General features: G+C 66.3%; 24 protein-coding genes and 1 tRNA gene. 14 read left to right on the top strand and 11 right to left on the bottom strand.

Translation table 11 applies throughout. The annotated features are described in order from the left end of the window. Positions 1 to 17: 17 nt before the first annotated feature. Both gfcR and ACT4ML_RS13910 read right to left on the bottom strand, forming a co-directional pair. Positions 18 to 671, bottom strand: coding sequence for a transcriptional regulator GfcR (gene gfcR, locus ACT4ML_RS13915; RefSeq protein ID WP_138244884.1), 654 nt, complete (start codon positions 669 to 671; stop codon positions 18 to 20). Further along, the gene (locus ACT4ML_RS13910) at positions 668 to 1,792 is read right to left on the bottom strand and encodes a glucose 1-dehydrogenase (RefSeq protein ID WP_444721401.1); all 1,125 of its coding nucleotides are present in this window, start codon (positions 1,790 to 1,792) and stop codon (positions 668 to 670) included. Before ACT4ML_RS13910 ends, gfcR begins: the two co-directional genes overlap by 4 nt. A gap of 156 nt (positions 1,793 to 1,948) precedes the next feature. Between ACT4ML_RS13910 and ACT4ML_RS13905 the strand changes: the two genes are divergently transcribed. From ACT4ML_RS13905 to ACT4ML_RS13880, 6 genes are all read left to right on the top strand, one after another. Next, positions 1,949 to 3,226 (top strand): HAD family hydrolase, encoded by a 1,278-nt coding sequence (locus ACT4ML_RS13905; RefSeq protein WP_444721400.1) that lies wholly within the window; start codon positions 1,949 to 1,951, stop codon positions 3,224 to 3,226. Between the two features lie 313 nt (positions 3,227 to 3,539). Continuing rightward, positions 3,540 to 4,220, top strand: coding sequence for a helix-turn-helix domain-containing protein (locus ACT4ML_RS13900; RefSeq protein WP_138244887.1), 681 nt, complete (start codon positions 3,540 to 3,542; stop codon positions 4,218 to 4,220). Between the two features lie 169 nt (positions 4,221 to 4,389). After that, positions 4,390 to 5,307 (top strand): dihydrodipicolinate synthase family protein, encoded by a 918-nt coding sequence (locus ACT4ML_RS13895; RefSeq protein ID WP_444721399.1) that lies wholly within the window; start codon positions 4,390 to 4,392, stop codon positions 5,305 to 5,307. A 79-nt stretch (positions 5,308 to 5,386) separates the two neighbouring features. Beyond that, positions 5,387 to 6,511 carry an acyl-CoA dehydrogenase family protein gene (locus ACT4ML_RS13890; protein ID WP_444721398.1) on the top strand — a complete coding sequence of 375 codons (1,125 nt, stop codon included), beginning with the start codon at positions 5,387 to 5,389 and terminating at the stop codon, positions 6,509 to 6,511. A 79-nt stretch (positions 6,512 to 6,590) separates the two neighbouring features. Then, positions 6,591 to 7,589, top strand: a complete 999-nt coding sequence (locus tag ACT4ML_RS13885; RefSeq protein ID WP_444721397.1) for a restriction endonuclease — start codon at positions 6,591 to 6,593, stop codon at positions 7,587 to 7,589. 47 nt (positions 7,590 to 7,636) lie between these two features. Beyond that, on the top strand, positions 7,637 to 8,176 hold the full coding sequence (locus ACT4ML_RS13880; RefSeq protein ID WP_444721396.1) for an HAD family hydrolase: 540 nt from the start codon (positions 7,637 to 7,639) through the stop codon (positions 8,174 to 8,176). A gap of 51 nt (positions 8,177 to 8,227) precedes the next feature. Here the strand turns inward: ACT4ML_RS13880 and ACT4ML_RS13875 are convergent, their stop codons facing one another. Continuing rightward, the gene (locus tag ACT4ML_RS13875; RefSeq protein WP_444721395.1) at positions 8,228 to 8,461 is read right to left on the bottom strand and encodes a DUF5822 domain-containing protein; all 234 of its coding nucleotides are present in this window, start codon (positions 8,459 to 8,461) and stop codon (positions 8,228 to 8,230) included. A 136-nt stretch (positions 8,462 to 8,597) separates the two neighbouring features. On the opposite strand from ACT4ML_RS13875, the gene panB reads away from it, so the two are divergent. Then, on the top strand, positions 8,598 to 9,410 hold the full coding sequence (panB, locus tag ACT4ML_RS13870) for a 3-methyl-2-oxobutanoate hydroxymethyltransferase (RefSeq protein WP_444721394.1): 813 nt from the start codon (positions 8,598 to 8,600) through the stop codon (positions 9,408 to 9,410). 33 nt (positions 9,411 to 9,443) lie between these two features. Here panB and ACT4ML_RS13865 read toward each other — a convergent pair whose 3' ends face one another. Beyond that, a complete protein-coding gene (locus ACT4ML_RS13865; RefSeq protein ID WP_444721393.1) occupies positions 9,444 to 10,241 on the bottom strand; it encodes an alpha/beta fold hydrolase in 798 nt (265 codons plus the stop codon). A gap of 235 nt (positions 10,242 to 10,476) precedes the next feature. Here ACT4ML_RS13865 and ACT4ML_RS13860 point away from each other — a divergent pair, with 235 nt between their 5' ends. Beyond that, on the top strand, positions 10,477 to 10,725 hold the full coding sequence (locus ACT4ML_RS13860; RefSeq protein WP_138244894.1) for a DUF7127 family protein: 249 nt from the start codon (positions 10,477 to 10,479) through the stop codon (positions 10,723 to 10,725). Then, a complete protein-coding gene (locus ACT4ML_RS13855; protein ID WP_444721392.1) occupies positions 10,722 to 12,983 on the top strand; it encodes a CDC48 family AAA ATPase in 2,262 nt (753 codons plus the stop codon). Before ACT4ML_RS13860 ends, ACT4ML_RS13855 begins: the two co-directional genes overlap by 4 nt. Before the next feature lie 60 nt (positions 12,984 to 13,043). On the opposite strand, the gene ACT4ML_RS13850 is transcribed toward ACT4ML_RS13855, so the two are convergent. After that, positions 13,044 to 13,880: a TrmB family transcriptional regulator gene (locus ACT4ML_RS13850; RefSeq protein WP_444721391.1), complete on the bottom strand. Its 837-nt coding sequence runs from the start codon at positions 13,878 to 13,880 to the stop codon at positions 13,044 to 13,046. 318 nt (positions 13,881 to 14,198) lie between these two features. Between ACT4ML_RS13850 and ACT4ML_RS13845 the strand changes: the two genes are divergently transcribed. Then, positions 14,199 to 14,525 (top strand): HalOD1 output domain-containing protein, encoded by a 327-nt coding sequence (locus ACT4ML_RS13845; protein ID WP_444721390.1) that lies wholly within the window; start codon positions 14,199 to 14,201, stop codon positions 14,523 to 14,525. A gap of 33 nt (positions 14,526 to 14,558) precedes the next feature. Here the strand turns inward: ACT4ML_RS13845 and bcp are convergent, their stop codons facing one another. The 4 genes from bcp to ACT4ML_RS13825 all read right to left on the bottom strand — a co-directional run bounded on the left by bcp (position 14,559) and on the right by ACT4ML_RS13825 (position 17,874). Continuing rightward, the gene (gene bcp, locus ACT4ML_RS13840; protein ID WP_444721389.1) at positions 14,559 to 15,032 is read right to left on the bottom strand and encodes a thioredoxin-dependent thiol peroxidase; all 474 of its coding nucleotides are present in this window, start codon (positions 15,030 to 15,032) and stop codon (positions 14,559 to 14,561) included. 123 nt (positions 15,033 to 15,155) lie between these two features. Then, positions 15,156 to 16,130 (bottom strand): DNA replication complex subunit Gins51, encoded by a 975-nt coding sequence (locus ACT4ML_RS13835; RefSeq protein ID WP_444721388.1) that lies wholly within the window; start codon positions 16,128 to 16,130, stop codon positions 15,156 to 15,158. Further along, complete coding sequence (priS, locus tag ACT4ML_RS13830) at positions 16,127 to 17,302, bottom strand: DNA primase small subunit PriS (RefSeq protein ID WP_444721387.1); 1,176 nt, start codon at positions 17,300 to 17,302, stop codon at positions 16,127 to 16,129. Before priS ends, ACT4ML_RS13835 begins: the two co-directional genes overlap by 4 nt. 95 nt (positions 17,303 to 17,397) lie before the next feature. After that, positions 17,398 to 17,874, bottom strand: a complete 477-nt coding sequence (locus ACT4ML_RS13825) for a GNAT family N-acetyltransferase (protein WP_444721386.1) — start codon at positions 17,872 to 17,874, stop codon at positions 17,398 to 17,400. Positions 17,875 to 18,040: 166 nt separating this feature from the next. Between ACT4ML_RS13825 and ACT4ML_RS13820 the strand changes: the two genes are divergently transcribed. Further along, positions 18,041 to 18,502: an archease gene (locus ACT4ML_RS13820; protein ID WP_444721385.1), complete on the top strand. Its 462-nt coding sequence runs from the start codon at positions 18,041 to 18,043 to the stop codon at positions 18,500 to 18,502. Between the two features lie 117 nt (positions 18,503 to 18,619). Further along, positions 18,620 to 20,086 (top strand): RtcB family protein, encoded by a 1,467-nt coding sequence (locus tag ACT4ML_RS13815; protein WP_444721384.1) that lies wholly within the window; start codon positions 18,620 to 18,622, stop codon positions 20,084 to 20,086. A 140-nt stretch (positions 20,087 to 20,226) separates the two neighbouring features. Here ACT4ML_RS13815 and ACT4ML_RS13810 read toward each other — a convergent pair whose 3' ends face one another. Together ACT4ML_RS13810 and ACT4ML_RS13805 are read right to left on the bottom strand one after the other, a co-directional pair. Beyond that, positions 20,227 to 20,448, bottom strand: a complete 222-nt coding sequence (locus ACT4ML_RS13810) for a hypothetical protein (RefSeq protein ID WP_444721383.1) — start codon at positions 20,446 to 20,448, stop codon at positions 20,227 to 20,229. Between the two features lie 59 nt (positions 20,449 to 20,507). After that, positions 20,508 to 21,185: a helix-turn-helix domain-containing protein gene (locus ACT4ML_RS13805; protein WP_444721382.1), complete on the bottom strand. Its 678-nt coding sequence runs from the start codon at positions 21,183 to 21,185 to the stop codon at positions 20,508 to 20,510. A gap of 169 nt (positions 21,186 to 21,354) precedes the next feature. Here ACT4ML_RS13805 and moaA point away from each other — a divergent pair, with 169 nt between their 5' ends. Beyond that, positions 21,355 to 22,371 (top strand): GTP 3',8-cyclase MoaA, encoded by a 1,017-nt coding sequence (gene moaA, locus ACT4ML_RS13800; RefSeq protein WP_444721381.1) that lies wholly within the window; start codon positions 21,355 to 21,357, stop codon positions 22,369 to 22,371. Between the two features lie 198 nt (positions 22,372 to 22,569). Beyond that, positions 22,570 to 22,652: transfer RNA gene (locus ACT4ML_RS13795), tRNA-Ser, on the top strand. The last annotated feature ends 29 nt before the right edge of the window (positions 22,653 to 22,681 follow it).

Below are 22,681 nucleotides of genomic sequence, written 5' to 3'. Positions count from 1 at the left end.
CGGCAGGCGATCAGTCGTCACTCGTCCTTGCCGACGCTGATGACCTGCAACAGCGAGTAGACGGGGACGCCCTCGAGTTCCTCAAGGCCCTGCTTGTCCGCGAGGACGACGCAAGCGAGCGGTTTCCCGCCCTCGGCGCGAATCGCTTCGATCGTCTCGCGCATGGTGGTCCCGCTGGTGACGGTGTCGTCGACGATGTAGCACTCGCGGTCGCGGATGCCGGCGAAGTTCCGCGAGAACGTGCCGCCGAGTTCGTCGATGTCGCCCTCCTCCCACTGGTGTTTCGCGGGGGTGTAGGTCCCGAGGTCGGTCTCGAGTTCGCGGGCGACGAGGGTGGCGATGGGGCCGCCGGCCTTCTCGATTCCGATCGTCAGGTCGACGTCGTCGCCGTGTTTGGCGAGCATGTCTGCCATCGCGGACGCGATATGGCTCATCCGCTTGCTGTCCCGGCCGATCGCGGACCAGTCGACGTGGATGTCCTGCGGGCTACTCCCGCCGTTGTCCGGTCGCTGCGTCGGTTGGTCGGTCGGCTGCGCGCTCGTGCTGCTGCGCTCGACGAGCCAGCTCGCGGTCTCTCGAGAAACGTTCAACTCGTCTGCGATCTCGCCCTTCGAGAGGCCCCGGGCCGCGAGCTCGGCCGCGCTCTCGATCAGGTCGTCGACGTTTTTCATATGCCTTCGAATTCGACCGCCGTTTTTATAGTCGTGTCGTCATCCACGGTTCCTGCCGCCCCGCGGCCGCCCGCCGGGACGCGTGCGGTCGCTTCCGGGAACGCTCGCTCGACCGACTCGAGGCCGTAGACGCCGGAGACGATCCCCTCGAGCACCCAGTCGGGGAGTCCGGCGAGGGTGTCGATGGCCGCCTCGAAGTGGCCGCGATTCGAGTTGACGCTGCCGACGAGGGACTTGTTGTGGAGCACGAGTTCGCGGTGAAGACGGCCGCCGTCGACCTCGAACTCCCAGTCGCCGGGGACGCCGAGCAGCGCCGCGACGCCGTTGGGGGCGAGCGCGTCGATCGACTCGAAGGCGTGTTTCGCGTAGCCGGTCGCCTCGTAAACGATGTCCATCGGTTCGTAGGCGGTCGCGATCTCGGAGACCGGCGTTTCGCGGGAATCGATGTACGTCGCGCCGAGTTGCTCGACGATGTCGATGGTCGGGTCCGGCCGGTCCGACCGGCCCAGGCAGTAGACCCGTTCGTATCCCAGCGTCTCGGTGAACATCGCGGCGGTCAACAGCCCCAGCGAACCGGTGCCGAGGACGAGGACGGACTCGGGCTGCCAGTCGAACGCCGAGCGCGTCGCGCGAGCGTGTTCGATCGCTTTCTCGGTGATGCTGATCGGCTCGACGAGAAATCCCCACTCGGCTAAGTCGGCGGGGATCGGGACGAGATCCGCAGCCGGACTCGTGATGTACTCCGCCATGAAGCCGTGAGCACCGACGATCCCGCGTTCGACGTACTCGCCGTCGGGTGCCATGTCGGGTTCGCCGCGCTCGAAGTACGCGTTGGTCTCGACGCCGGCGGGGGGCCGTCGAACCGTCGGCACGACGTACTGGCCCTCCTCGAGATCGGTCCCATTTGCGTCCTCGACGATGCCGACGGCCTCGTGGCCGAGAACCAGCCGGTCGTCGCCGTCGGGGACCCCGCCGTGGGACCCCTCGATGACCTCGTAATCGGTCCCGTCGACGCCCACGCGACAGATCCGAACGAGCGCCTCGCCAGGAGATGGTTCGGGAACGGGCCGCTCGACGACTTCGGGGACACCCGCCCCGGGCGCGACTGCGATGGCTTTCATACGCACCCGGTAGGAACCGTGATGTTAAATATTTATTCCCACTCGAGTAAATAGCTGTGCGATTCGGGCCGCCGTTCGACAGCCCCGTGCCCGCCGGCGGTCGTCGGACGACCGATACTGAAAACGATTATCCGGCTGCCCCTGTCTGTAGCTGACATGGAACGATACGATCTCGTCTATCGGCTCTACGACGAGTACGACACGAAGACGCTGCGGGAGTACCAGGAGTTCGTCGACATCTTCCCGGCCGTCGATTCGCGGGTCGCCTTGGAGCACTGGCAGGGCGCGACCGAGGAACTCGAGGACCGCAAGGACGAGATCCGCTCGGCGTTTGCGGCCGGCGAGACGTTCGCTGAGGTCGCCGCGCGGGCGACCCGCGATCAGGCCTTTACCGCGCTCGACCTCGAGGCGAAGTACGGCCGCGCGGTGAACGTGCTCGTGCTCGACGTCGACGAGACGCTGCGCTCGGCCGGCGGAACCGACAACGAGATTCCCCGGGAGACGCTGCACCTCCTGACCGAGTTCTACGACGCCGGGGTCCCGATCGTCATCTGTACGGGCCAGACCCTAGAGAACGTCAAGGGGTTCGCGATTCAGGGGCTGGGCAGCGAGATCGTCCACTCGGGGGACCTCTCGATCGTCTACGAGGCGGGAACCGGCGTGTTCACGCCGGGCCACGGCGCGGAGACGAAGCAGTTGCTCTACGAGGACTTAGAGGAGTCGATCCGGACCGTCTTCGACGACGTTCGCTCGCGCGTGCTCCCCGAAGCGCCCGAGGAACTCCGCCGGGGCTGTCACCTGCAGGGCAACGAGTTCAACGTCACGATGAAGCCCAACTACGAGACCGGCTCCGCGGACGCTCGCGAGGTCATCGACGAGGCACTGGTCTATCTCATCGATCTGCTCGCGGACGCCGTCGGGACGACGCTCGACGGCGACGGCAGCAACGGCAACGGCGGCGCGGAACTGGACGGCGAGACGGTCGTCGACTGGACCCGCGCGTTCTACGCCGCACAGGACCCGGAAATCAGGGCCGTCCTCGAGGGCGAAGGCGCGTATCCCGACATCGATACCAATGGGGTACCCGAGCGACTCGCGGCGGTCCTCGAGCGAATCGACGTCGCCTACTACGAGGCCGACGCGGCCGAGATCGGCAGCCTCGAACTGAACAAGGTCGTCGGCGTCGAACGCGCGCTCGACGTGCTGGGGGTCGACGACCCGTTCGCGCTCGTGATGGGCGACTCCAAGAGCGATCTGCGCGTCATGGAGTGGGTCGCCGACACCGACGCCGGGATCGCAGCGGCCCCGGAACACGCCTCACAGGACACCTTAGAGCACGTCCTCGAGACGGACGAACTCGTCTTCGATCGGGGGAAAAGCGTGGACGTGCTCCGGACGGTGTACGCGCTCAATCGGTTAGCCCGCCTCGGGTGAGCCGACGACGCCGAGTGTGACCGTCTGAATCGCCGTTCCGTCACGGGATTCTGACCGTCGCCAGGGGTGACGTGCTCACTTAAACGGCCGGAACACAAAGGCCCGCTCATCAAGCGTATTCGAGTCCTCCCTTCTATCAGCACGATCCGAGCGAGCGGGGTCGTCAGCGGCGGCCTCACGGTCGCTGTGGCGGCCCATTCGCGACGAGACCGAGCGGATCGGCTGGATACTTATGATACCGATCGAGTCCCGGCACTCCCACGGCTGTATCGGTCGCGGATCGGACTCGAGCCAGCGCTACGAGGTGATACCAATGACGACGATCGCAGAACTTTCGCTTTCGACGACCGAGTTCGCACTCGCAGAGACCTTCCAGCAACTACCGGCCCTCGAGGTCCGCGTCGAAAGCGTCGTCGCGGAGGGGCCGTCCCGAACGGTCCCGCTCGTCTGGTTTTCGAACGTCGACCGCGACGACCTCGAGCCGGTTCTCGAGGGAGATCCGACCGTCGCCGAGCACCGCCAGTTGCTCGAGAACACCGAGGACGGCGAGCTGTTCTACCGGCTCGAGTACACCGACGAAGTCGGCTCGGTCTGTTGTTGCGTCTACCGACACGGCGGGACGGTGCTCGACGCCCACGTGTCGGACGGCCAGTGGACGCTCCGACTGCTCTTCCCCCACCGCGAGGAGCTCTCGAGCGCCGTCTCGGACATCGAAGAGCGCGGCGTCCGGATCGACGTCAAGCGCATGGTCGAGGCCGGGCAGGACGAGGACCTCGAGACGACGGCGGCGCTGACCGAACCCCAACAGGAGGCCATCGCCGAGGCCTATCGACAGGGCTACTACGACGTTCCCCGCGAGATCTCGCTCGAGGAACTCGCGAACGAACTCAATATCTCCCATCAGGCCCTCTCCGAGCGGCTCCGCCGGGCGAACCGCGTGCTCGCGGGCGAACAGTTAGACGAGCCGACGGGCGAGATGGCGACGCCAGACTGATCCGACGACCGGTTCGGCCCTGACTCCGACCCCGATCTGACCCCGACTGATCCGGACCCGGTCCGAGTACCGCGTGTGACGATCGGCTCCGGCCAACTGCCCGTCCGAGGCAGGCCAACGGTGGGCCGACGACGGACGTTTTTTGACCGTGCCCGGCGGAGGGGCGTTCATGGCAAATCACGACCCCGGTGCGGCCGATCCGTTGTCGCTTCACGGCATCGTTCCGCCGACAGTCACCGCCTTTCAGGAGGACGAGTCCGTCGATTACGAAACGACCGCCGCACACGCCCGGTTCGTCGTCGACCGCGGGGCGCACGGCGTCTTCCCGCTCGGAACCAACGGCGAGTTCCCGCTGCTGTCGGGCGAGGAACGCGACCGGGTCGTCGACGCGGTCGTCGACGAGGTCGGCGGCGAGGTGCCGGTCATCGCCGGCGTCGGCGCGCCGAGTACCCACCAGACCGTCGGCCACGCCGAGCACGCCGAGTCCGTCGGCGCGGACGGTATCGTCGTCGTCACGCCCTACTACTACCCGCTGGATCGCGAGGGTGCCCTCGAGCACTATCGCCGGGTGGCCGAGGCCGTCTCCCTACCGGTCTACGTCTACCACATCCCGAGCAAGACCGGGAACGAACTCTCGCTGGATACCCTCGCCGAACTCGCCGAGATCGACAACATCGCCGGCGTCAAGGACTCGAGCAAGGACGTGCCGTGGCTCGTACAGGGGATCGACGCCCACCCCGATCTGACCTTCCTCGCCGGCTCGGACTCGCTGATCTTCACCGGGCTCGAGGTCGGCTGTTCGGGCGCGGTCAGCGCCGTCGCGAACGCGTTCCCGGAACTCGTCGTCGACTGTTACGAGGCCTACGACGCGGGCGACGAGGACCGCGCGCAAGAACTGCAAAGCGAGATCTTCCGGGTTCGGGACGCGTTCAAGGCCGGCGGCGCGTACATGTCCGGTGTCAAGACCGCGCTCCGGATACGGGGCTTTGATGCCGGCCCGCTGCGGAGCCCGCTGCGACTCAAAGACGACGAGGGCGCGGCGGAACTGCGCGAATCGCTTCGGGCGCTCGATCTCGAGGGACTCTGAGCTTCGCCGACGATTCCGGGACCGAGACCGAACGCGAGTCCGACACGGAGATTTTTGCCACGGCCGTCGAATGGCCGCCATGGAACTCACCGAGGAACAGGCGGCGGTCCGCGATGTCGTCCGGGAGTTCGCGCGCGAGGAGATCGAGCCGACCGCGCTCGAGGCCGACAGGGACCAGCGGTTCCCGGAGGCCGTCTGGGACGGGCTCGCCGACCTCGATCTGACCGGGTTGACGGTCCCCGAGGACTACGGCGGCTACGACGCGGATCCGGTGACGGCCGCCGTGGTCAACGAGGAGGTGGCCTACGGGATGTTGGCCGTGGCGACGGCGCTGTCAGTCCACTCGCTCGCCACGTCCTGCATCGCGGAGTTCGGAAGCGAGGACCAGCGGGAGCGCTGGCTCCCCGAGATGGCCGCGGGGCGGCCGGTCGGTGCCTTCGCGCTCTCGGAACCCCACGCGGGGTCGAACCCGGCGGAGATGTCGACGGAGGCGCGCAGGAAGGGCGACGAATACGTCATCGACGGCGAGAAGCAGTGGATCACGAACGGGCAGCGCGCCGGCGTCTACGTCCTCTTCGCGAAGACCGACCGGGACGATCCGGACTCGGTCACGCAGTTTCTGGTCCCCGGCGACGCAGACGGCCTGACCGTCGGCGAGAGAGAGGACAAACTCGGCCTGCGCGCGAGCGACACCACGAGCCTGACCTTCGACGGCGTACGGATTCCGGCCGAAAACCGGCTCACCGAGGAAGGAAACGGACTCTCGGCCGCGTTCCACATCCTCACCGGCGGCCGGATCGCCATCGCCGCCCAGTCCGTCGGGCTCGCACGACGCGCGCTCGAGGAAGCGACGGCCTACAGTCAGGAGCGCGATCAATTTGGCGGCCCGATCGCGGACATCCAGACGATCCGGCACAAACTCGCGGAGATGGCGACGCGGACCCGCGCCGCGCGGCTATTGACCCGCGATGCAGCCCAAAAACGAGCCGGCGGCGGCGCGGCGCTCGAGGCGAGCATGGCGAAGTACTTCGCGAGCGAGGCGGCGATGTTCGTGACGAACGAAGCGGTACAGATCCACGGCGGCTACGGCTACGTCACCGAGGGCGAGGTCGAACGGCTCTACCGCGACGCGAAGATCACCGAAATCTACGAGGGGACGACGGAGATCCAGAAAACGGTCATCGCGCGGGAACTGCTCGAGTGATCGTGCCGGCTCGGGGGCCGCGAGCACCTCGAGGAGGCAGTCGGGAGATTCATTCGTCGCGAGTGACAACCGCGACGCGATGGACGCCGATCGACGGGCCGAAGCGCTCCTCGACGGTCTCGAGGGGGAGGAGGAAGAACGGACCAGAGCGACGCTCGAGGAACTCGACCGTCTCGCCGACGAAGTTGACGATCCGGACCTCGAGAAACGGCTCACGAAAGAGATCTACGCGTGGCTCCACGACGAGCCGGCGCTGTTCGTGGCCGATCCCGAGACGTTTTTCGACGAGCTACTCGCGACCGAGGGGTTCGACGACGGGATGCTGGAGACGTTCAGCGCGGTCGCCGAGGAGCCGCCCGCGGCCTTCGAAGCGCACGTCGACGAACTGCTCGCCCTCCTCGCCGACGGCTCCGAACTCAAGCGCGGGCTCGCGCTCCGAACGCTCTATCACCTCGCCGCGAGGCGGCCGCGAGCGGTCGCGGGGGCGACCCACGCGTTCCGGGCGTCGCTCGACGATCTGAACCCGCGGATTCGGGGGACCGCGTGTCTCGCACTGGGGTATCTCACTGCGGGCGACGCGCAGTCCGCGCTCGAGGATCGACTGCACGACGAGTCGCAGTACGTCCGCGAGGCGGCGGCGTGGGCACTCGATCGCCTCGAGGGGGAATCGACGGGGGCGGATCCGGCCGACTCGTGGACCGCCGCGGCGTTCGAGGACGTGTCGCCGACGGCGTTCGAGGCGCTCGTCGCGGACCTCTGGGACGCCATGGGGTATCGGACGGAGGTGACACCCGCGTCTCGCGACGGTGGGATCGACGTGATCGCGACGACGGACGACGAGCGGGTCGCGATTCAAGCGAAACGGTTCTTATCGAGCCCCGTCGGTAGCCCGGACACCCGGCAGATCGCCGGCCAACTCCAACTCGACTTCGACCGCGCCGCGCTCGTGACGACCGCGTCCTTTACCGGGCCGGCCGAGCGGTTCGCCGCCGAGGCGACTGCCGTCGAACTCGTCGACGGCGTGTCGCTCCGCGAACTCCTCGAGCTACACGACATCGATCCGCGATCGTACCGGTAATTGGTGTGATCGAAGTTCCTATTCTCCTGCCGCCCATAGAGCCGGCTGTGACCGACTACGACGCCGTCGTCTACGATCTGGACGGCACCCTCGTCGATCTCGACGTCGACTGGAACGCCGTCGCCCTCGACGTCCGCGAGGTGTACGACAGCGCGGCCGTCGACCCGCCGAGCGACGGGCTCTGGGACATGCTCGAGGCCGCCGCCGACGCGGGGTTAGCCGAAGACGTGGAGGCCGCGATCGCCGCCCACGAACACGACGGTGCGCGGACCGCAGATCGGCTCGCCCACGCCGACGACCTCCTCGAGCGGTCGCTGCCGACCGGCGTCTGCTCGCTGAACTGCGAGCGGGCGTGTCGGATCGCGCTCGAGGAACACGCGCTGACGGCGGCGGTCGACGTCGTCGTCGGCCGGGACTCGGTCGGGACGTGGAAGCCGGATCCGGAACCGTTGCTCGCGACAGTGAACGAACTCGGGGCCGAACCCGAGCGAGCGCTGTTTATCGGCGACTCCGCGCGCGATCAGCAAACGGCAGAACGGGCCGGCGTCGACTTCGAGTACGTCGGCGATGGACCGTCGGGCGTGTGAACTCGTTGCGGTCGATCGACGTTTCGAACGGTCCTCGAGCAGCCGCGTCGGCTACGTCTGGTTTCGTTTCGCGTAGGCGAACACCGCGATCGACGTGACTAACCAGATGGGGGCCCCGACCCGGATCGCGAACTCGACGCGGTCGGCCCACGTCGGGAGGGTCGCGGTCGTCGACAGCGCGGCGACGAGCGGCGCGCCGACGAGGATCGTCGCGACGAACGTGGTCTGCATGACCCAGCCGTAGTCGACCCCGTCGGGCGAACTCGTCTCGACGCGTTCTGGCACGCGTGAGTATGGCGACCGGCCCCTCTTAAGCGCGCCGGGTTGCTCCGGGTCGGCGCGCCGAGGAGGGCACGCGGCGCTCGAACTGACGATTGCCGGAGAGCAACGAGGTTTAATCACGGGGGACCGACCTGTGGGTATGCCTAGCGTGCGGGATCTCAGAGCGAAGGCGGGCGAGGAACCGATCACGATGCTGACGGCCTACGACGCGCCCACGGCGTCGATCGTGGACGAGGCCGGCGTCGATATCATCCTCGTCGGAGACAGCCTCGGAAACACCAGTCTGGGCTACGAGGACACGCTCCCGGTGACCGTCGACGACATGGCTCGCCACACCGGCGCGGTCGCGCGGGCGACCGACGACGCCCTCGTCGTCGCCGACATGCCGTTTCTCTCCGTCGGCGTCGATGAGCGAGCGAGCGTCGAGAACGCCGGACGGATGCTCAAAGAGGAGGACGCCCACGCGGTCAAACTCGAGTGTGGCCCCCACACCGTCGATCTGACGGAAAAATTGGTCCAGCTCGGGATTCCGGTGATGGCCCACCTCGGGCTGACCCCCCAGCACGTCAACCAGTACGGCGGCTACCCGCGACAGGGGACCGACCAAGAGGCCGCCGAGCGGATCCTCGAGTTAGCCGAGGCCCACGAGGACGCGGGCGCGTTCGCGCTCGTCTTGGAGCACGTGCCGTCGAACCTCGCGGCCGACGTGACGGCGGCGCTCGACATCCCGACGATCGGGATCGGTGCCGGCCCGGACTGCGACGGGCAGGTGCTCGTGGTCGACGACGCGATCGGACTCAGCGAGTGGGCGCCCTCGTTCTCGAAACAGTTCGGCGACGTCCGCGGGGAGATGGAGTCCGCGATCGGCGCGTACGTGTCGGCGGTCGAGTCCGGCGAGTTTCCCGCGGACGAACACAGCCACGAGGAGCGCGACCTCGAGGACATCTACTGAGACCATCGTCCGGAAACGGCGGCCAGTCGACTCTCAGTACCAGTCCCGGTCGCGATCCTCGCCGACGGTCGCCAGAAATTCCTCGACGGCCGCGTTGAACGCGGTCGATTGCTCGACCATCGCCAGATGGGCCGCGTCCTCGATCTCGGCGAGTCCGGCCCCGTCGATCTCGTCGGCCAGATACTCGTGGAACCACGGCGGCGTCAGCTGATCGTACTCCCCGTAGATCGCGAGGACGGGGACATCGATCTCGCCGACGCGGTCGCGGACATCGAACCCGTGACAGGTCAGGAAGTCCCGCCGCGTTACCGCCTGTCCGCAGTCGTGCATCCGCTCCATCGACCGCTCTCGGATCTCGGGATCGGGGTCGTGAAAGAGCCGATCCGGGCCGTGCAGGAACTCGACCGCCCGCTCGAAGTCCGATTCGAGCCACGACAGCAGGTCCTCGAGAACGCCGAGCCGGGCACCGGTTCCCGTCAAAACGGCCGCCTCGGGGGAAAAGTCGCGCTCGAGCAGGATCTGCAGGACGACGGCACCGCCGAGGGAGTTCCCGACGAGGATCTCCGCGTCGGTCGCTTCCGCGACGGCCAGTACGTCGTCGGCGTAGGCCGACAGCGTCGTGTAGCCGGCGCTCGCATCGATGTCGTCCGACTCCCCGTGTCCGCTGAGGTCGACCGAGACGATCGGGTGGTGGTCCGCCAGCGGGTGCTGGCCGGTCCAGAGATCGCTCGAGCCGCCGCTGCCGTGGATACAGCAGATCGGCGGGCCGTCGCCGCCGCGGTCGACGACGTCGTAGGCCGTCTCCCGTCCGTGGTGTGATACCGTGTCCATACGAATGGACACGAGCGGGGCGGGCATAAAGACTCGATTCGAGCCGACTGGAGAACGCCAGCAACGGGACTATGCTCGTTCCGGGTTACATACTGAGTACCGCTCGATCGATCGAGCGCGGATACTCTCGCTGTGAACTACGAACAATGGACTCGTGAGTGACCATCGCGCCTTACTGCGATTAACCGTAGAAAGGCTTATATAGTAGCAGTGCTTACCTTGGGTTAGTTACAGCATGACTCTCGAACAATTCACCCGCGAAGAGGGGCAGGTGGCCCGCCGATACGAGTACGAGGACGGTACGGTGATGGCCGTCGACTTCGGAACCGAGGAGACCGACGCCTCCGTCGACGTCGTCGACGGGACCGTTATCGTCGTCCTCGCGGACGATCAGTACGAAATCGAACTGCCCGAGAACGCCGACGACGCGCACACGTTTATGAAAAACGGCGTGCTCACTGTCGAACTGGAGGAGGAACTATGAAGCTCACCGTCAAACCACTGAAACAGAAAGACGCCGGCCGCGGACTGGCCGCGATCGACCGCGTCTCGATGAACGAACTCGACCTCGAGAACGGCGATTACATCGTCATCAAGGGGAAGGGAGACAGTCAGGCCGTCGCTCGCGTCTGGCCCGGCTACCCCGAAGACGAAGGACGCGGCATCGTCCGCATCGACGGTCGCCTGCGCCAGGAGGCTGACGTCGGGATCGACGATAACGTCACGATCGAACCCGCCGACGTCAAACCCGCCACGTCGGTCACCGTCGCGCTGCCCCAAAATCTCCGCATTCGCGGGGACATCGGGCCGCTCGTCCGCGACAAGCTCTCCGGACAGGCCGTCACCGAGGGCCAGACCGTACCGTTCTCGCTCTCGTTCGGTCCCATGGCCAGCTCCGGCCAGTCGGTGCCGCTGAAGATCGCGAGCACCTCGCCGTCGGGCACCGTCGTCATCACGGACTCGACGAGCATCGAGATCTCCGAGACGCCCGCCGAACAGGTCCAGTCCGGCGGCGGTGCGTCCGCCGAAGGCGTCCCGAACGTCGCCTACGAGGACATCGGCGGTCTGGACGACGAACTCGATCAGGTCCGCGAGATGATCGAGCTGCCGATGCGCCACCCCGAGCTGTTCCAGCAGCTGGGCATCGAGCCGCCGAAGGGCGTGCTCCTGCACGGCCCGCCGGGCACCGGGAAGACGCTGATGGCGAAAGCCGTCGCCAACGAGATCGACGCTCACTTCGAGACGATCTCCGGGCCGGAGATCATGTCGAAGTACTACGGCGAGTCCGAAGAGCAACTCCGCGAGGTCTTCGAGGAGGCCGAGGAGAACGCCCCCTCGATCATCTTCATCGACGAGCTCGACTCCATCGCGGCAAAGCGCGAGGAGGCCGGCGGTGACGTCGAACGACGCGTCGTCGCCCAACTGCTCTCGCTGATGGACGGCCTCGAGGAACGGGGCCGCGTCACGGTCATCGCGGCGACCAACCGCGTCGACGCCATCGACCCCGCGCTCCGGCGCGGCGGTCGCTTCGACCGCGAGATCGAGATCGGCGTCCCCGACAAGGAGGGCCGCAAGGAGATCCTGCAGGTCCACACCCGCGGGATGCCCCTCGACGAGGGGATCGACCTCGATCAGTATGCCGAGAACACCCACGGCTTCGTCGGTGCCGACCTCGAGTCGCTCGCACGCGAAAGTGCGATGAACGCGCTCCGGCGCATCCGCCCCGAACTCGACCTCGAGTCCGAGGAGATCGATGCCGACGTGCTCGACTCACTCGAGGTCTCCGAACGGGACTTCAAGGAGGCGCTCAAGGGCATCCAGCCCTCGGCGATGCGCGAGGTCTTCGTCGAAGTCCCCGATGTCACGTGGAACGATGTCGGCGGCTTAGGCGACACCAAAGAGCAACTGCGCGAGACGATCCAGTGGCCGCTCGATTACCCCGAGGTGTTCGAGCAGATGGACATGCAGGCCGCCAAGGGCGTCCTCATGTACGGCCCGCCGGGCACCGGGAAGACCCTGCTCGCCAAGGCCGTCGCCAACGAGGCCCAGTCGAACTTCATCTCGATCAAGGGCCCCGAACTGCTGAACAAGTACGTCGGGGAGTCCGAGAAGGGCGTCCGCGAGGTCTTCGAGAAGGCGCGGTCGAACGCACCGACCGTGATCTTCTTCGACGAGATCGACTCGATCGCGGGCGAACGCGGGCAGCGTCAGGGTGACTCCGGCGTCGGCGAACGCGTCGTCTCCCAGCTCCTGACGGAACTGGACGGCCTCGAGGAACTCGAGGACGTCGTCGTGATCGCCACGACCAACCGGCCGGACCTGATCGACAGCGCCCTGCTCCGTCCCGGACGGCTCGACCGCCACGTCCACGTGCCGGTCCCCGACGAGGACGCGCGCAAGGCGATCTTCGACGTCCACACCCGCAACAAGCCCCTGGCCGAATCCGTCGACCTCGAGTGGCTGGCCAGTCGGACGGACGGCTACGTCGGTGCCGACATCGAAGCGGTCTGCCGCGAGGCGTCGATGGCCGCCAGCCGCGAGTTCATCAACTCGGTCGACCCCGAGGACATGGGCGACACCATCGGCAACGTCCGCATCAGCCGCGAACACTTCGAGACGGCCCTCGAGGAGGTCAACCCGAGCGTCACCCCCGAGACCCGCGAGCAGTACGAGGACCTCGAAGAGGAGTTCCAGCAGGCCGAGCCCGGACAGGACGAACAGCTCGGACGGACCTTCCAGTAAGGTCGCCGCCCGCTGTCACCACGCCCGGACCGCTGACCGGGTCGGAAACGTCTTCTCTCCCTATTCTTCGCAGGCCGTACACTCCGCGTTCGGATCGCGCGGCTCGACCGGATCGCCGGTTTCGAACTCGACCGTCGCCAGCCGCTCCTCGAGAACGTATCGAAACCAGACGATCAGTCCGTGGCCGCGTTCGCTGGCCCAGATCCCGGTCTCCGCGGTTTCGCGCGGAACGATCCCTTCCGTCAGCGCGCTCAACACGACCGTCTCCCGATCGACCAGCAGGAGACGACCCAGCGACCGATCCGCCGGCCCCTGCGAATCGAACTCGAAGTCGGTGACGGAGACGCGAGCCGTCGGGACGGCCTCTCGAACGGTACCCCGGGCCGATGTCGACGGCACCTCGACGAACACCGCGACGCCTCGGTCGTGCGCCGCGGCGAGTCGCTCGAGGAGGGCGGGCTCGAGCAGGTCCGCATCCGCCACGAGCAGGTAGATCTCGCTCGTCGCGTCCTCGACAGCCGCGACCGTCCGATTGCACAGGTCCTGATGGTCGGCGACCTTCCAGACACCGTCGTCGTCGGTCGTCCGCCGCTCGAGTTCACGGAGGTTCGTCGTCGCGGTCTCGAGGTGGTCGCGGTACTCCTGTCGGAGCCGTTTCCGGGCGATGTCCACGGAGACGACGGCATATCTTCGCGGGTCGGACTCTTGGATGTCGACGAGGCCGAGGCGGTGTAACTGGTCGACGACATCGTAGACGCGCGACTGAGGAACGTCGGCGACCTGACTGATTTCCTTTGCCGTTCCCTCAGAGAGCTGCGTCAGCGCCACGAAGCACCGGGCCTCGTAGGTGCGAAGCCCCAGCTCCTCCAGTGCTTCGATGGCATCGGCTTCAGACATGGGTGAACCGACCGCTCGTTGAGGGAGCCATAGTGTGGGGGTAATCGGTGCGAAATACGGAAAAGGTATTCCACTTCTTCAGTCCGGTAAAATCGGGACGTGCGCCCGGCGAACGGGGAGTAGCATCTGCTTACTCGAATCGGCGGACTGCGCGTGTCACGACCGGCGTGACACCACTGGTACGTCGATCGAACTCTCCTATTCAAGCCAAAGCTTCGTAGTGAATGATCAGCTACCACTGGTAATGGTCGGACAACCGATCGACCGGGGCGGGGGAATCGACGATCGACGAGAGAGACGCAGGAGGGCGAGCGGATAATGCCTGGACCCGATCGCGATCCCTCGGACGAGCGACCGATCCTCGTTGAACGGTCCCACGACGAAACGACGCCGGCCAGCATCGCCGTCGTCTACGCAATTTCTGCCGCGCTCGATACCGATCCGATCGAGTGTACGACCGAGCACGGATTCACGCTGTACGACCACGTCGATCCCGAGGCCCTCGACGCGCTCATGGACGAGAATCGGCAGGACGCGGGCGTTACCGTCGAACTATCGCTGAACGAGCACCTGCTCCGCGTTTCCGACCGCGGTTGCGTTCGCGTTCTGGGCCCGACCGATTCCGAGGGGGAATCGAACGGGTAACGGAAACGGGAGCGGAACGCGGGCTGATCCCCGTCAGTGGGCGATGTCCGCCGGCTCGAGGTCCGCGAGGACGTCGTCGGCGTGGCCGTCCGGCGAGACGCCCTCGTAGGCGGCCTCGATCCGGCCGTCCGGACCGACGACGTAGGTGTTCCGGAAGACGCCGTCGAAGGTGTTCCCGAACATCCGTTTCTCGCCGTAAGAGTCGTAGAGCGTCGCGACTTCGCCGAACTCGTCGGAGAGGAGATCGAACGCGAGGTCGTAGTCGTCGGCGAAGTCGGCGATGTCGTCGACGGGATCGTCGCTGATACCGACGACGGAAACGTCGCGGTCCTCGAACTGCGACAGCGCGTCGTTGAACCCGCAGGCTTCGGTGGTACAGCCCTCCGTGTTGGCGCGGGGATAGAAGTAGACGACGAGCCGCCGCCCCTCGAAATCGGAGCGGCTGACCGTCTCGCCGTGTTGGTTTGGCAGTTCGAACTCCGGCGCTTCGTCGCCGACATCGAGCATGGATGCGAGTTAGCGACCGCTGCCGTATACGTTGCGATTTCACGCGGCTACGCGTCCGAGGGAAACAGTTCGAGAACGAAAACCGAGCGGGGTTGAGAAAACGGCGAGTGGGTCGAGGCCGACTCACTCGAGCCGTTCGGCGGCCTCCCGTTCGACGAGGGGAGCCGCGTTTTGCTCCGGAAGGGTGACGACGTCGTCGCTCGTCAGCGTGTACTCGCGGTCGTCGACGCCGAGAATCGAGCCGATGTCGCTGGTGATCCGAACCGTCGTCCGATCGACGTCGGCGGTTGCACCGGCGTCCTGCTCGCCGGCCGCTGGCTCCGCGTCGGGGTTCGGCGGGACCGGGTCGGAGTCCGGCCCAGCGGCCCCGTCGGGCACACTGTCGCCCTGCGAGTCGCCGGAGCCGTCCGGTGGACCGTTCGACGGGTCGGCGGGCTCGCTCCGATCGACGGCGTCCGTCTCCGGCGCATCCGCCGCCGACGGGCCGTTCCCGCCCATCACATCGGCGGGGGAGACGGCGCTCGAGCCGTCCGTCCCCGGTTTCCCGCCCGCTTCGGGGGCTCCGTCCCCCACCGGTTCCTCGGGCGGTGCCGGCGGAGTCTCGTCCCCGGCCGCGCCGGACGGTGACGGGTCGCCGGGACGGGATTCGCGGGCGCCGGGTCCACCGGCCGCAGCGTCGGACCCCGCGTCGGGGTCGGTGGCCGCGCCCTCGACGCCCTCGAGGACGTCGAGCACCCGGCTCTTGTTCGAACCGATGCGGTCGACCAGATCGTCGAAGAGGTCGGCCTCTTCGGCGGTCAGCCCCTCGTCGTCGGCCGCCATCCCGGCCGCGGCGAGGCTGGCCTGTTTGACGAGTTTCCCCATCCGGCGCTCGTAGATCGCTTCGACGACGTCCTTGGCGGTCTCGATCTCGTCGGTCAGCCGGCCGACCTCGGGCGCGGAAAAGGGGTCCTCGGCCTGCTCGGCGACGCGGTCGCGTTCGTCCTCGAGATCGGCGATGTACTCGCCGACCTCCTGATAGAACGAGGGACGCAGGTTCTGGAGGCTGTCCTTCTGGCGCTCCTTGCTCTGGACCGAACGCAGTTCGTCGAGGTTCATTCTTTCTCCTTCTCGGCGCGGCCGCGTGCCATCAGGAACACGGCGACGTACTCGGGTAGTGACTGGTCACCCTCGGAGACCGTAAAGGTATCTCCTCCGAGTTCGACCTCGCCGCCGTCAGTGACGTCGACCGTGATCTCGTGACCGACGAACGTCTCGGGGACGGCGTCGACCAGCGGGTCGAAATCGGCGATTTCGTCGCGCTCGAGTCGCACCGTCTTCAGCCCGCTCCCACCGTGGAGACTGCCCGGGAGGCGGATGAGCCGGTTCGTGTCCGTCGTGACGGGTTCGTCGATCGGTGCGTTGTCCCGCTCGACGGCCGTGCTCGCGAACCGCTCGGCTAACTGCGCGACCGCGGTGTGGACGGTGACGTTGCCCGCCTCGAGTTGCTCCCGATTGTTGCGGGCCGCGTTCAGCGTGGCTTGGGCCTTCCCCTCGCCGATGCCGTCGAACGCCTGCAGTCGCTCGAGGGCGTCGTCCTCGTCGGCCGCGAGCAACTCGTCGATGAAGGCCATGAAGTGGTCGTGGATGCGAGCGCCCCAGCCGCCCTCGACCCGCAGCGTTCGGCGTTCCGTCGGCGTCTTCCGGCCCAGCCCGGCGACGGTCTCGGTCTCGATCAGTTCGTCGAACTCGAGGCCGATGCCCCGGACGTAGTCGACGATCTCGCGGCGGTGCTCCCGATCGAGGTGCAAGACGTTCGTATCGCGGACGTGGACGTGATAGCCGCGCCCGCCCGAGAAGACGATCTCGAGGTCCTCGAAGGCGAAGTCGTCCTCGAGGAAGTCGAGCAGTCGGAGCAGGGCGTCCTTACATTGGGCGAGCATCTCGGCGTAGCTGTCCTCGCCGAGCGTGACGCCCGGCAGATGGTCGGCGTCGAGGTCGAAGACGAGGTCGGCGGACTGCCAGTCTTTCTCGTGCATCGAACTCGCGCCCGGATCGCGAAAGCGCCCCGCCGAGAAGTAGACGTGACGCGGGCGTTTCCGGACGAGAAACTCCGAAAGGTCGCCTAACTCGAGCAGCGAACGGTGGCGGACCATGGTCGTGTCCGGTCCCTCCGTCCACGGGATAAAGCCCCACTCGCGTTCGTTGGCCGCGGGCGGCGGCGTGATCGCTGTCCGTCGATAGTGATCGCGGAACCGGCCCCGCAGATAGGCCCTCGTTCGCTCCTCCATGCGCTTCGGGTAATCGTCGGTGGTGGTGTATAACCCTGCCGAATGGGTCGGCGTCGCGACTCATCGTCTCGCGACAACGCGACGGTCGACTCGACTCACCGACGGATCAGGTCGGAAATTCGGTCGGCGAGGCCGACGTCGGCGCCGAGTTTCAGGTAGTAGGCATCGCCGCCGTCCTCGTAGTAGTTGTCGATCCGGCGCTTGATCTCGAAGCCGAGGTGCTCGTAGAACTGCAACGCGTTCTCGTTGCTCGTGCGGGCGTGACACGTGATCGTGTCGTGGTCGTCGGCCACGTGGGCGACGAGCCGTTTCCCGATCCCCTCACCACGGAACTCGGGGGAGACCGCCAGAAAGAGAATGTAGCCGTCGCGTCGAACGGCGGCGAATCCGATGAGTTCGCCGTCCTGAACGTAGCAGTGGACTGTCGACCGACGATACGCGTCAGTAAAGAAGTCGTGTCGCTGCTTGAGCACATCCTCCTGACGATTGATCTCCTCCTTTAGCTGCCAGGCTTCGTCGACGAAATCGTCGCTCCCCGGGGCGACGACGCGACTGTCGATGTTGACGCTCACTACCGTGGCCTACCACCGTCGTCAATATAATTCCACCGGCAGTCGATCCTCCGGAACGTCAGACAGAGACGACATGTGCGGTCGATTTGTTTTCGAGAGCACACGATTCGCCGGGTCGCGTCCGAAACGACGGGCATAGGAGTCACGGCAGAAAAGAGGCACCCAAATGGGGTTCGAACTACGCGACCACACGGCCGACATCGCGGTGTCGGCGACCGGCGACTCGCTCGAGTCGGTCTTCGCGGCGGTGGCCGACGGCCTCGCGGCCGCGTCGTGCGACGAGATACCGGCCGAGACCGGTGACCGCTTTTCGCTCTCCGTGACCGCGGAGAGCCGCGAGGCACTCCTGTTCGATTACCTCGACGAACTGATCTACCTGCGGGATACCCGAGCGGAACTCCCCGTCGACCACCGCGTCGACTCGATCGCCGGACCGGCGTCGGCCGACGGATCGAGCGCGGACGGCAAACCGGACGACTGGCACCTCGAGGCCAGCGCCCGCGGCGTCCCCCTCGCAGCGGTCGACGCCCGCGAGGTGAAGGCGGTGACCTACTCGGAGATGCGCCTCGAGCGCGTCGGCGAGGGTGAGCCCGGCGGCTGGGAGGCCTACGTCGTTTTCGATGTCTAATCCGAGGCCCGACTGCTTGTATCGGGCCCGGTCGTCGTCCAAATCCGTCAGTGAGACGGTCTCTCGAGGTCGCTGGTAAGACGAACATCTTTCATCGCCGGGGTTCGACTTTCGGGTATGACCACCTTCGACGCGAACGGCATCACGTTAGAGCGGGTGCGCGAGCACGTCTGGGAGATCCCACAGGAGGGCGACATGCGCGTCCCCGCACGAGTGTTGGCGAGCGAAGCGCTGCTCGAAGAGATCAAGGAGGACAAGAGCCTCGAGCAGATCACGAACACGACCCACCTGCCCGGCATCACCAACCACGCGATCTGTATGCCGGACACGCATCAGGGGTACGGTTTCCCCGTCGGCGGGGTGGGTGCACTCGACGCCGAAGACGGCTGTATTTCGCCGGGAGCGGTCGGCTACGACATCAATTGCGGCGTCAGGATGATGCGGACGAACCTGACCTACGACGAGTTGCAGGGCCGCGAGGAGGAACTCGTCGACTCCCTCTTCGCGAATATTCCGTCGGGGCTGGGCGGCGGCGGTATCGTCGAACCCGGCATCGACGCCGTCGACGAAATCCTCGCCCGCGGCGTCGACTGGGCGCTCGAGAACGGCCACGCCGTCGAGGAGGACCTCCTTCACTGCGAGGACGAGGGGATGCGCGAGGGCGCGGCCCCCGAGAAGGTGAGTCAGAAGGCCAAGGACCGCGGCAAGAACCAGATCGGCTCGCTGGGATCGGGCAACCACTTCCTCGAGGTCCAGCGCGTCACGGACGTCTTCGACGCCGGCGTGGGGGAGGCCTACGGGCTCGAGGAGGACCAGATCGTCGTCCTGATCCACTGTGGCTCCCGCGGACTGGGCCACCAGACCTGCAACGACTACCTGCGGAAGATCGAGCAACAGCACAAGGGACTGTTGGACCAGTTGCCCGACAAGGAACTCGCGGCCGCGCCCGCGGGATCACAGCTCGCAGAGGACTACTACGGCGCGATGAACGCGGCGATCAACTTCGCGTGGGTCAACCGCCAGCTGATCATGCACCGCACGCGGCGGGTCTTCGAGCGCGTCTTCGACCGCTCGTGGGAGTCCATGGACATGCATCTGCTGTACGACGTGGCCCACAACATCGCGAAGAAGGAGACCCACGTCGTGAACGACGACGGCGACGAACGCGAACTCTACGTCCACCGGAAGGGCGCGACGCGGGCGTTCCCGGCGGGCCACCCCGAGGTCCCCAAAGCCTACCGCGATGTCGGCCAGCCGGTGATCATCCCCGGCAGCATGGGCGCGGGCAGCTACGTCCTCCGGGGCGGCGAGAACTCGATGGAGTTGACCTTCGGCTCCACCGCCCACGGTGCGGGGCGGCTGATGAGCCGCACACAGGCCAAAAACGAGTACTGGGGCGGCGACGTTCAGCAAGACCTCGAGGACCAGCAGGCGATCTACGTCAAGGCCCAATCGGGGGCCACGATCGCCGAGGAAGCACCGGGCGTCTACAAGGACGTCGACGAGGTCGTCCGCGTCTCCGACGAGTTAGGGATCGGCGACAAGGTCGCGCGGACGTTTCCCGTGTGTAACATCAAGGGCTAATTTGGAAAAATACCGCTATTGTCCCCTGCATCTCGTCGGTTCCGGGGACGATTCGATCGTTTCGAGCGAATCAGCGTACGACGGCTACTCTGAGCGAATTAAATTGGAGGAGATGAACTGAACGTCGGTGTGTTCGTTCCTCACTTCAGCTGATACGGATTCCCATCGTCTCCACCATCGTCATCGCCGTCATCGTCGTTCTCGTACGGTTTCCGCGCGGTGATCGTCACCGTCGCTTCGGGATCGTCCTCGTCGGCCCACGGGCTGTCGTAGGCCGAGATCTCGAGGTCGGTCACGTCCCATCCCTCTTCCTCGACGAGTTCCACGAGGCGACGCTGGTCTGCGAGCATGTCCTCGTCCATACCGCCCCTTCGAGCGTGGACGGGGTAGGTCTTCCGCCGGCCGGGAGCGGGCTGTGCGATCACTCGCGTTCGTCGCGCGCATCGGACTCGCCGATGTCGACCACCTCCTCGACGAGCGTGCGGTGTGCACGCCGGAGGCGCTCGGAGAGCGCCTGATGGGAGATCCCCAGTTCGTCCGATAACCCGTCCATGTCCATCCCGCGCGGGATCTCGTAGTAGCCGCGCTCGAGGGCCGCGACCAGCGTCTCGTACTGGGCGTCGGTGAGCCCGAACCGGCCGTGGCGGTTCTCCTCGAGTCGGTGGATCTTCCGAATCTCGACGCTCAATCCCTCTTTGGTCGCGAAGTCGTAGGTGCGGGAGAGCGCCTCCCGTTCCGGGAAGAGAACGCGGAACCGCCACTGTTTGCCTTCGACGTGCGCGTCGAGGACCGTCGCCCGCTCCTCGGTCAGCAGGTGGAGGATGACGGTCACGTCGTCCACCCAGTTCATTCGGTAGAGTGACTCGTCGCCGAGGTCCGTCAACCGTTCCGCCGCCTCGATGCTGGGATCGTCCGCCAGCGCGTCGTCGACGGTCTCGAGCGTTGGCTCGGTGCCCGAAAACCAGACGTAGGGCATGACGTGCTCCGGGTCGTACGCCACGACGCGTTCGATCTCGACGTCGAGGTTGTCGGTCGCCTCGAGCGTGTGCCGGAGCGCGAACTCCGCGGCGGGCACGGCGAGCTCCGCGATGGTACTCATGCGACCCATCACCACGCGGACGACCAAGAGTGTCCGACTCCGCTCGACTCGAGCCCCGCGACTCGCGTGCCGTCGTTGCACCGCGCTGACAGCATTCGGAAACCGAAATCGGTTACGAGCCGCTCGAATTCCCGGCGCGTTTAAGCGGATCCGGCTGCAACTCAGTGGCATGCTCACCGACGACTTCGGGCGGGAGGTCACCGGGGTTCGCGTCTCCCTCACCGATCGGTGTAACTTCGACTGCGTCTACTGTCACAACGAGGGGCTCGGGGACACCCGCGGACCGATGGACCCGCAGGACGACGAGATGTCGACCGACGACGTCGTCCGATTCCTCGAGGTCGCCGCCGAGTTCGGAGTCGACGCGGTCAAGTTCACCGGTGGGGAGCCGATGCTCCGACAGGACTTAGCGGAGATCATCGAACGCACGCCCGATCAGATGGAGGTCTCGCTGACCACGAACGGCACGTTCCTTCCCGGTCGGGCCGAGGATCTCGTCGACGCCGGCTTAGAACGGGTCAACGTCTCGCAGGACGCGCTCGACCCGGAGGACTTCGCCGCGGTGACGAAAAGCGGAGCCTACGAGAAGGTCCTCGAGGGGGTCGAGGCGGCGCTGGACGCGGGATTGGACCCGGTCAAACTCAACATGGTCGTCTTCGAGCACACGGCGGGGTACGTGCCGGAGATGGTCGACCACGTCGCGGCGAACGACGGGCTCCAGTTGCAGCTGATCGAGTACATGCCCGAACTCACGGGCAAGCCGGAGTGGAACATCGACATCCAGCGGGTTCACGACTGGCTGGCCGAGCAGGCCGACGAGGTCGAACACCGCGAGATGCACGACCGCAAGCGGTACTGGGTCAGCGATGGGGCGAGCGACGCGGCCGACACCGGATCGGACGCCGCCGGTCGCGGCATGGTCGAGATCGTCGATCCCGTGGAGAACCCCACCTTCTGTGCGAACTGTCACCGCGTCCGCGTGACTCACGAGGGGTACCTGAAGGGCTGTCTCAACCGCAACGACGACCTCAAGACGATGGGCGAGATGACCAAGCCCGAAATCCGCGAGGCGTTCCGCGATGTCGTCGCCGATCGGGTGCCCTACTACGGCGAGTACATGATCCAAAACGAGGAGGGCGAGTGGGAGATCAACGAGGAGTACATCGAAGAGTACGCCGGGGCCTGACTCCGGATCGGGTTTTCGACTCTCGGTTGCCGACTCGAGTCGAATCTCCGGGACTCGAGCGGGGAATGGTACGAGAGCGGGCCACACGATCTGTCGCCACCTTTCGTTGCCCTTAAGTAGAAGACGGGGGTAGGACCGAGTGCGTTACGTGTAGGGGAGCGATCCCCGAGTCCGCGAGGGCGACGATAGACCGACGGTGTTGTGGTAGCCAAGCGGCCCAAGGCGCATGGTTGCTAACCATGTGGCGTCAAGCCTCCGGGGTTCAAATCCCCGCCACAACGTCGGACATTTGCTGGCGTTTTCCCGCCAG

Origin of the sequence: Natrinema sp. LN54 (assembly GCF_052439245.1) — an archaeon.
Classification (GTDB): Archaea; Halobacteriota; Halobacteria; order Halobacteriales; family Natrialbaceae; genus Natrinema; species Natrinema versiforme_A.
This window is presented reverse-complemented; position numbering and strand designations above follow the sequence as displayed.

Excerpts from the sequence above, each read along its gene's own strand:
- ACT4ML_RS13865 (WP_444721393.1), bottom strand. The coding sequence starts at position 10,241 with ATGGACACGGTATCACACCACGGACGGGAGACGGCCTACGACGTCGTC.
- ACT4ML_RS13845 (WP_444721390.1), top strand. The coding sequence starts at position 14,199 with ATGCCTGGACCCGATCGCGATCCCTCGGACGAGCGACCGATCCTCGTT.
- panB (WP_444721394.1), top strand. The coding sequence starts at position 8,598 with ATGCCTAGCGTGCGGGATCTCAGAGCGAAGGCGGGCGAGGAACCGATC.
- ACT4ML_RS13895 (WP_444721399.1), top strand. The coding sequence starts at position 4,390 with ATGGCAAATCACGACCCCGGTGCGGCCGATCCGTTGTCGCTTCACGGC.
- ACT4ML_RS13820 (WP_444721385.1), top strand. The coding sequence starts at position 18,041 with ATGGGGTTCGAACTACGCGACCACACGGCCGACATCGCGGTGTCGGCG.
- ACT4ML_RS13890 (WP_444721398.1), top strand. The coding sequence starts at position 5,387 with ATGGAACTCACCGAGGAACAGGCGGCGGTCCGCGATGTCGTCCGGGAG.
- ACT4ML_RS13900 (WP_138244887.1), top strand. The coding sequence starts at position 3,540 with ATGACGACGATCGCAGAACTTTCGCTTTCGACGACCGAGTTCGCACTC.
- ACT4ML_RS13850 (WP_444721391.1), bottom strand. The coding sequence starts at position 13,880 with ATGTCTGAAGCCGATGCCATCGAAGCACTGGAGGAGCTGGGGCTTCGC.
- ACT4ML_RS13910 (WP_444721401.1), bottom strand. The coding sequence starts at position 1,792 with ATGAAAGCCATCGCAGTCGCGCCCGGGGCGGGTGTCCCCGAAGTCGTC.
- ACT4ML_RS13815 (WP_444721384.1), top strand. The coding sequence starts at position 18,620 with ATGACCACCTTCGACGCGAACGGCATCACGTTAGAGCGGGTGCGCGAG.
- ACT4ML_RS13860 (WP_138244894.1), top strand. The coding sequence starts at position 10,477 with ATGACTCTCGAACAATTCACCCGCGAAGAGGGGCAGGTGGCCCGCCGA.
- ACT4ML_RS13855 (WP_444721392.1), top strand. The coding sequence starts at position 10,722 with ATGAAGCTCACCGTCAAACCACTGAAACAGAAAGACGCCGGCCGCGGA.
- ACT4ML_RS13905 (WP_444721400.1), top strand. The coding sequence starts at position 1,949 with ATGGAACGATACGATCTCGTCTATCGGCTCTACGACGAGTACGACACG.
- ACT4ML_RS13835 (WP_444721388.1), bottom strand. The coding sequence starts at position 16,130 with ATGAACCTCGACGAACTGCGTTCGGTCCAGAGCAAGGAGCGCCAGAAG.
- ACT4ML_RS13810 (WP_444721383.1), bottom strand. The coding sequence starts at position 20,448 with ATGGACGAGGACATGCTCGCAGACCAGCGTCGCCTCGTGGAACTCGTC.
- gfcR (WP_138244884.1), bottom strand. The coding sequence starts at position 671 with ATGAAAAACGTCGACGACCTGATCGAGAGCGCGGCCGAGCTCGCGGCC.
- ACT4ML_RS13885 (WP_444721397.1), top strand. The coding sequence starts at position 6,591 with ATGGACGCCGATCGACGGGCCGAAGCGCTCCTCGACGGTCTCGAGGGG.
- ACT4ML_RS13805 (WP_444721382.1), bottom strand. The coding sequence starts at position 21,185 with ATGAGTACCATCGCGGAGCTCGCCGTGCCCGCCGCGGAGTTCGCGCTC.
- moaA (WP_444721381.1), top strand. The coding sequence starts at position 21,355 with ATGCTCACCGACGACTTCGGGCGGGAGGTCACCGGGGTTCGCGTCTCC.
- bcp (WP_444721389.1), bottom strand. The coding sequence starts at position 15,032 with ATGCTCGATGTCGGCGACGAAGCGCCGGAGTTCGAACTGCCAAACCAA.
- priS (WP_444721387.1), bottom strand. The coding sequence starts at position 17,302 with ATGGAGGAGCGAACGAGGGCCTATCTGCGGGGCCGGTTCCGCGATCAC.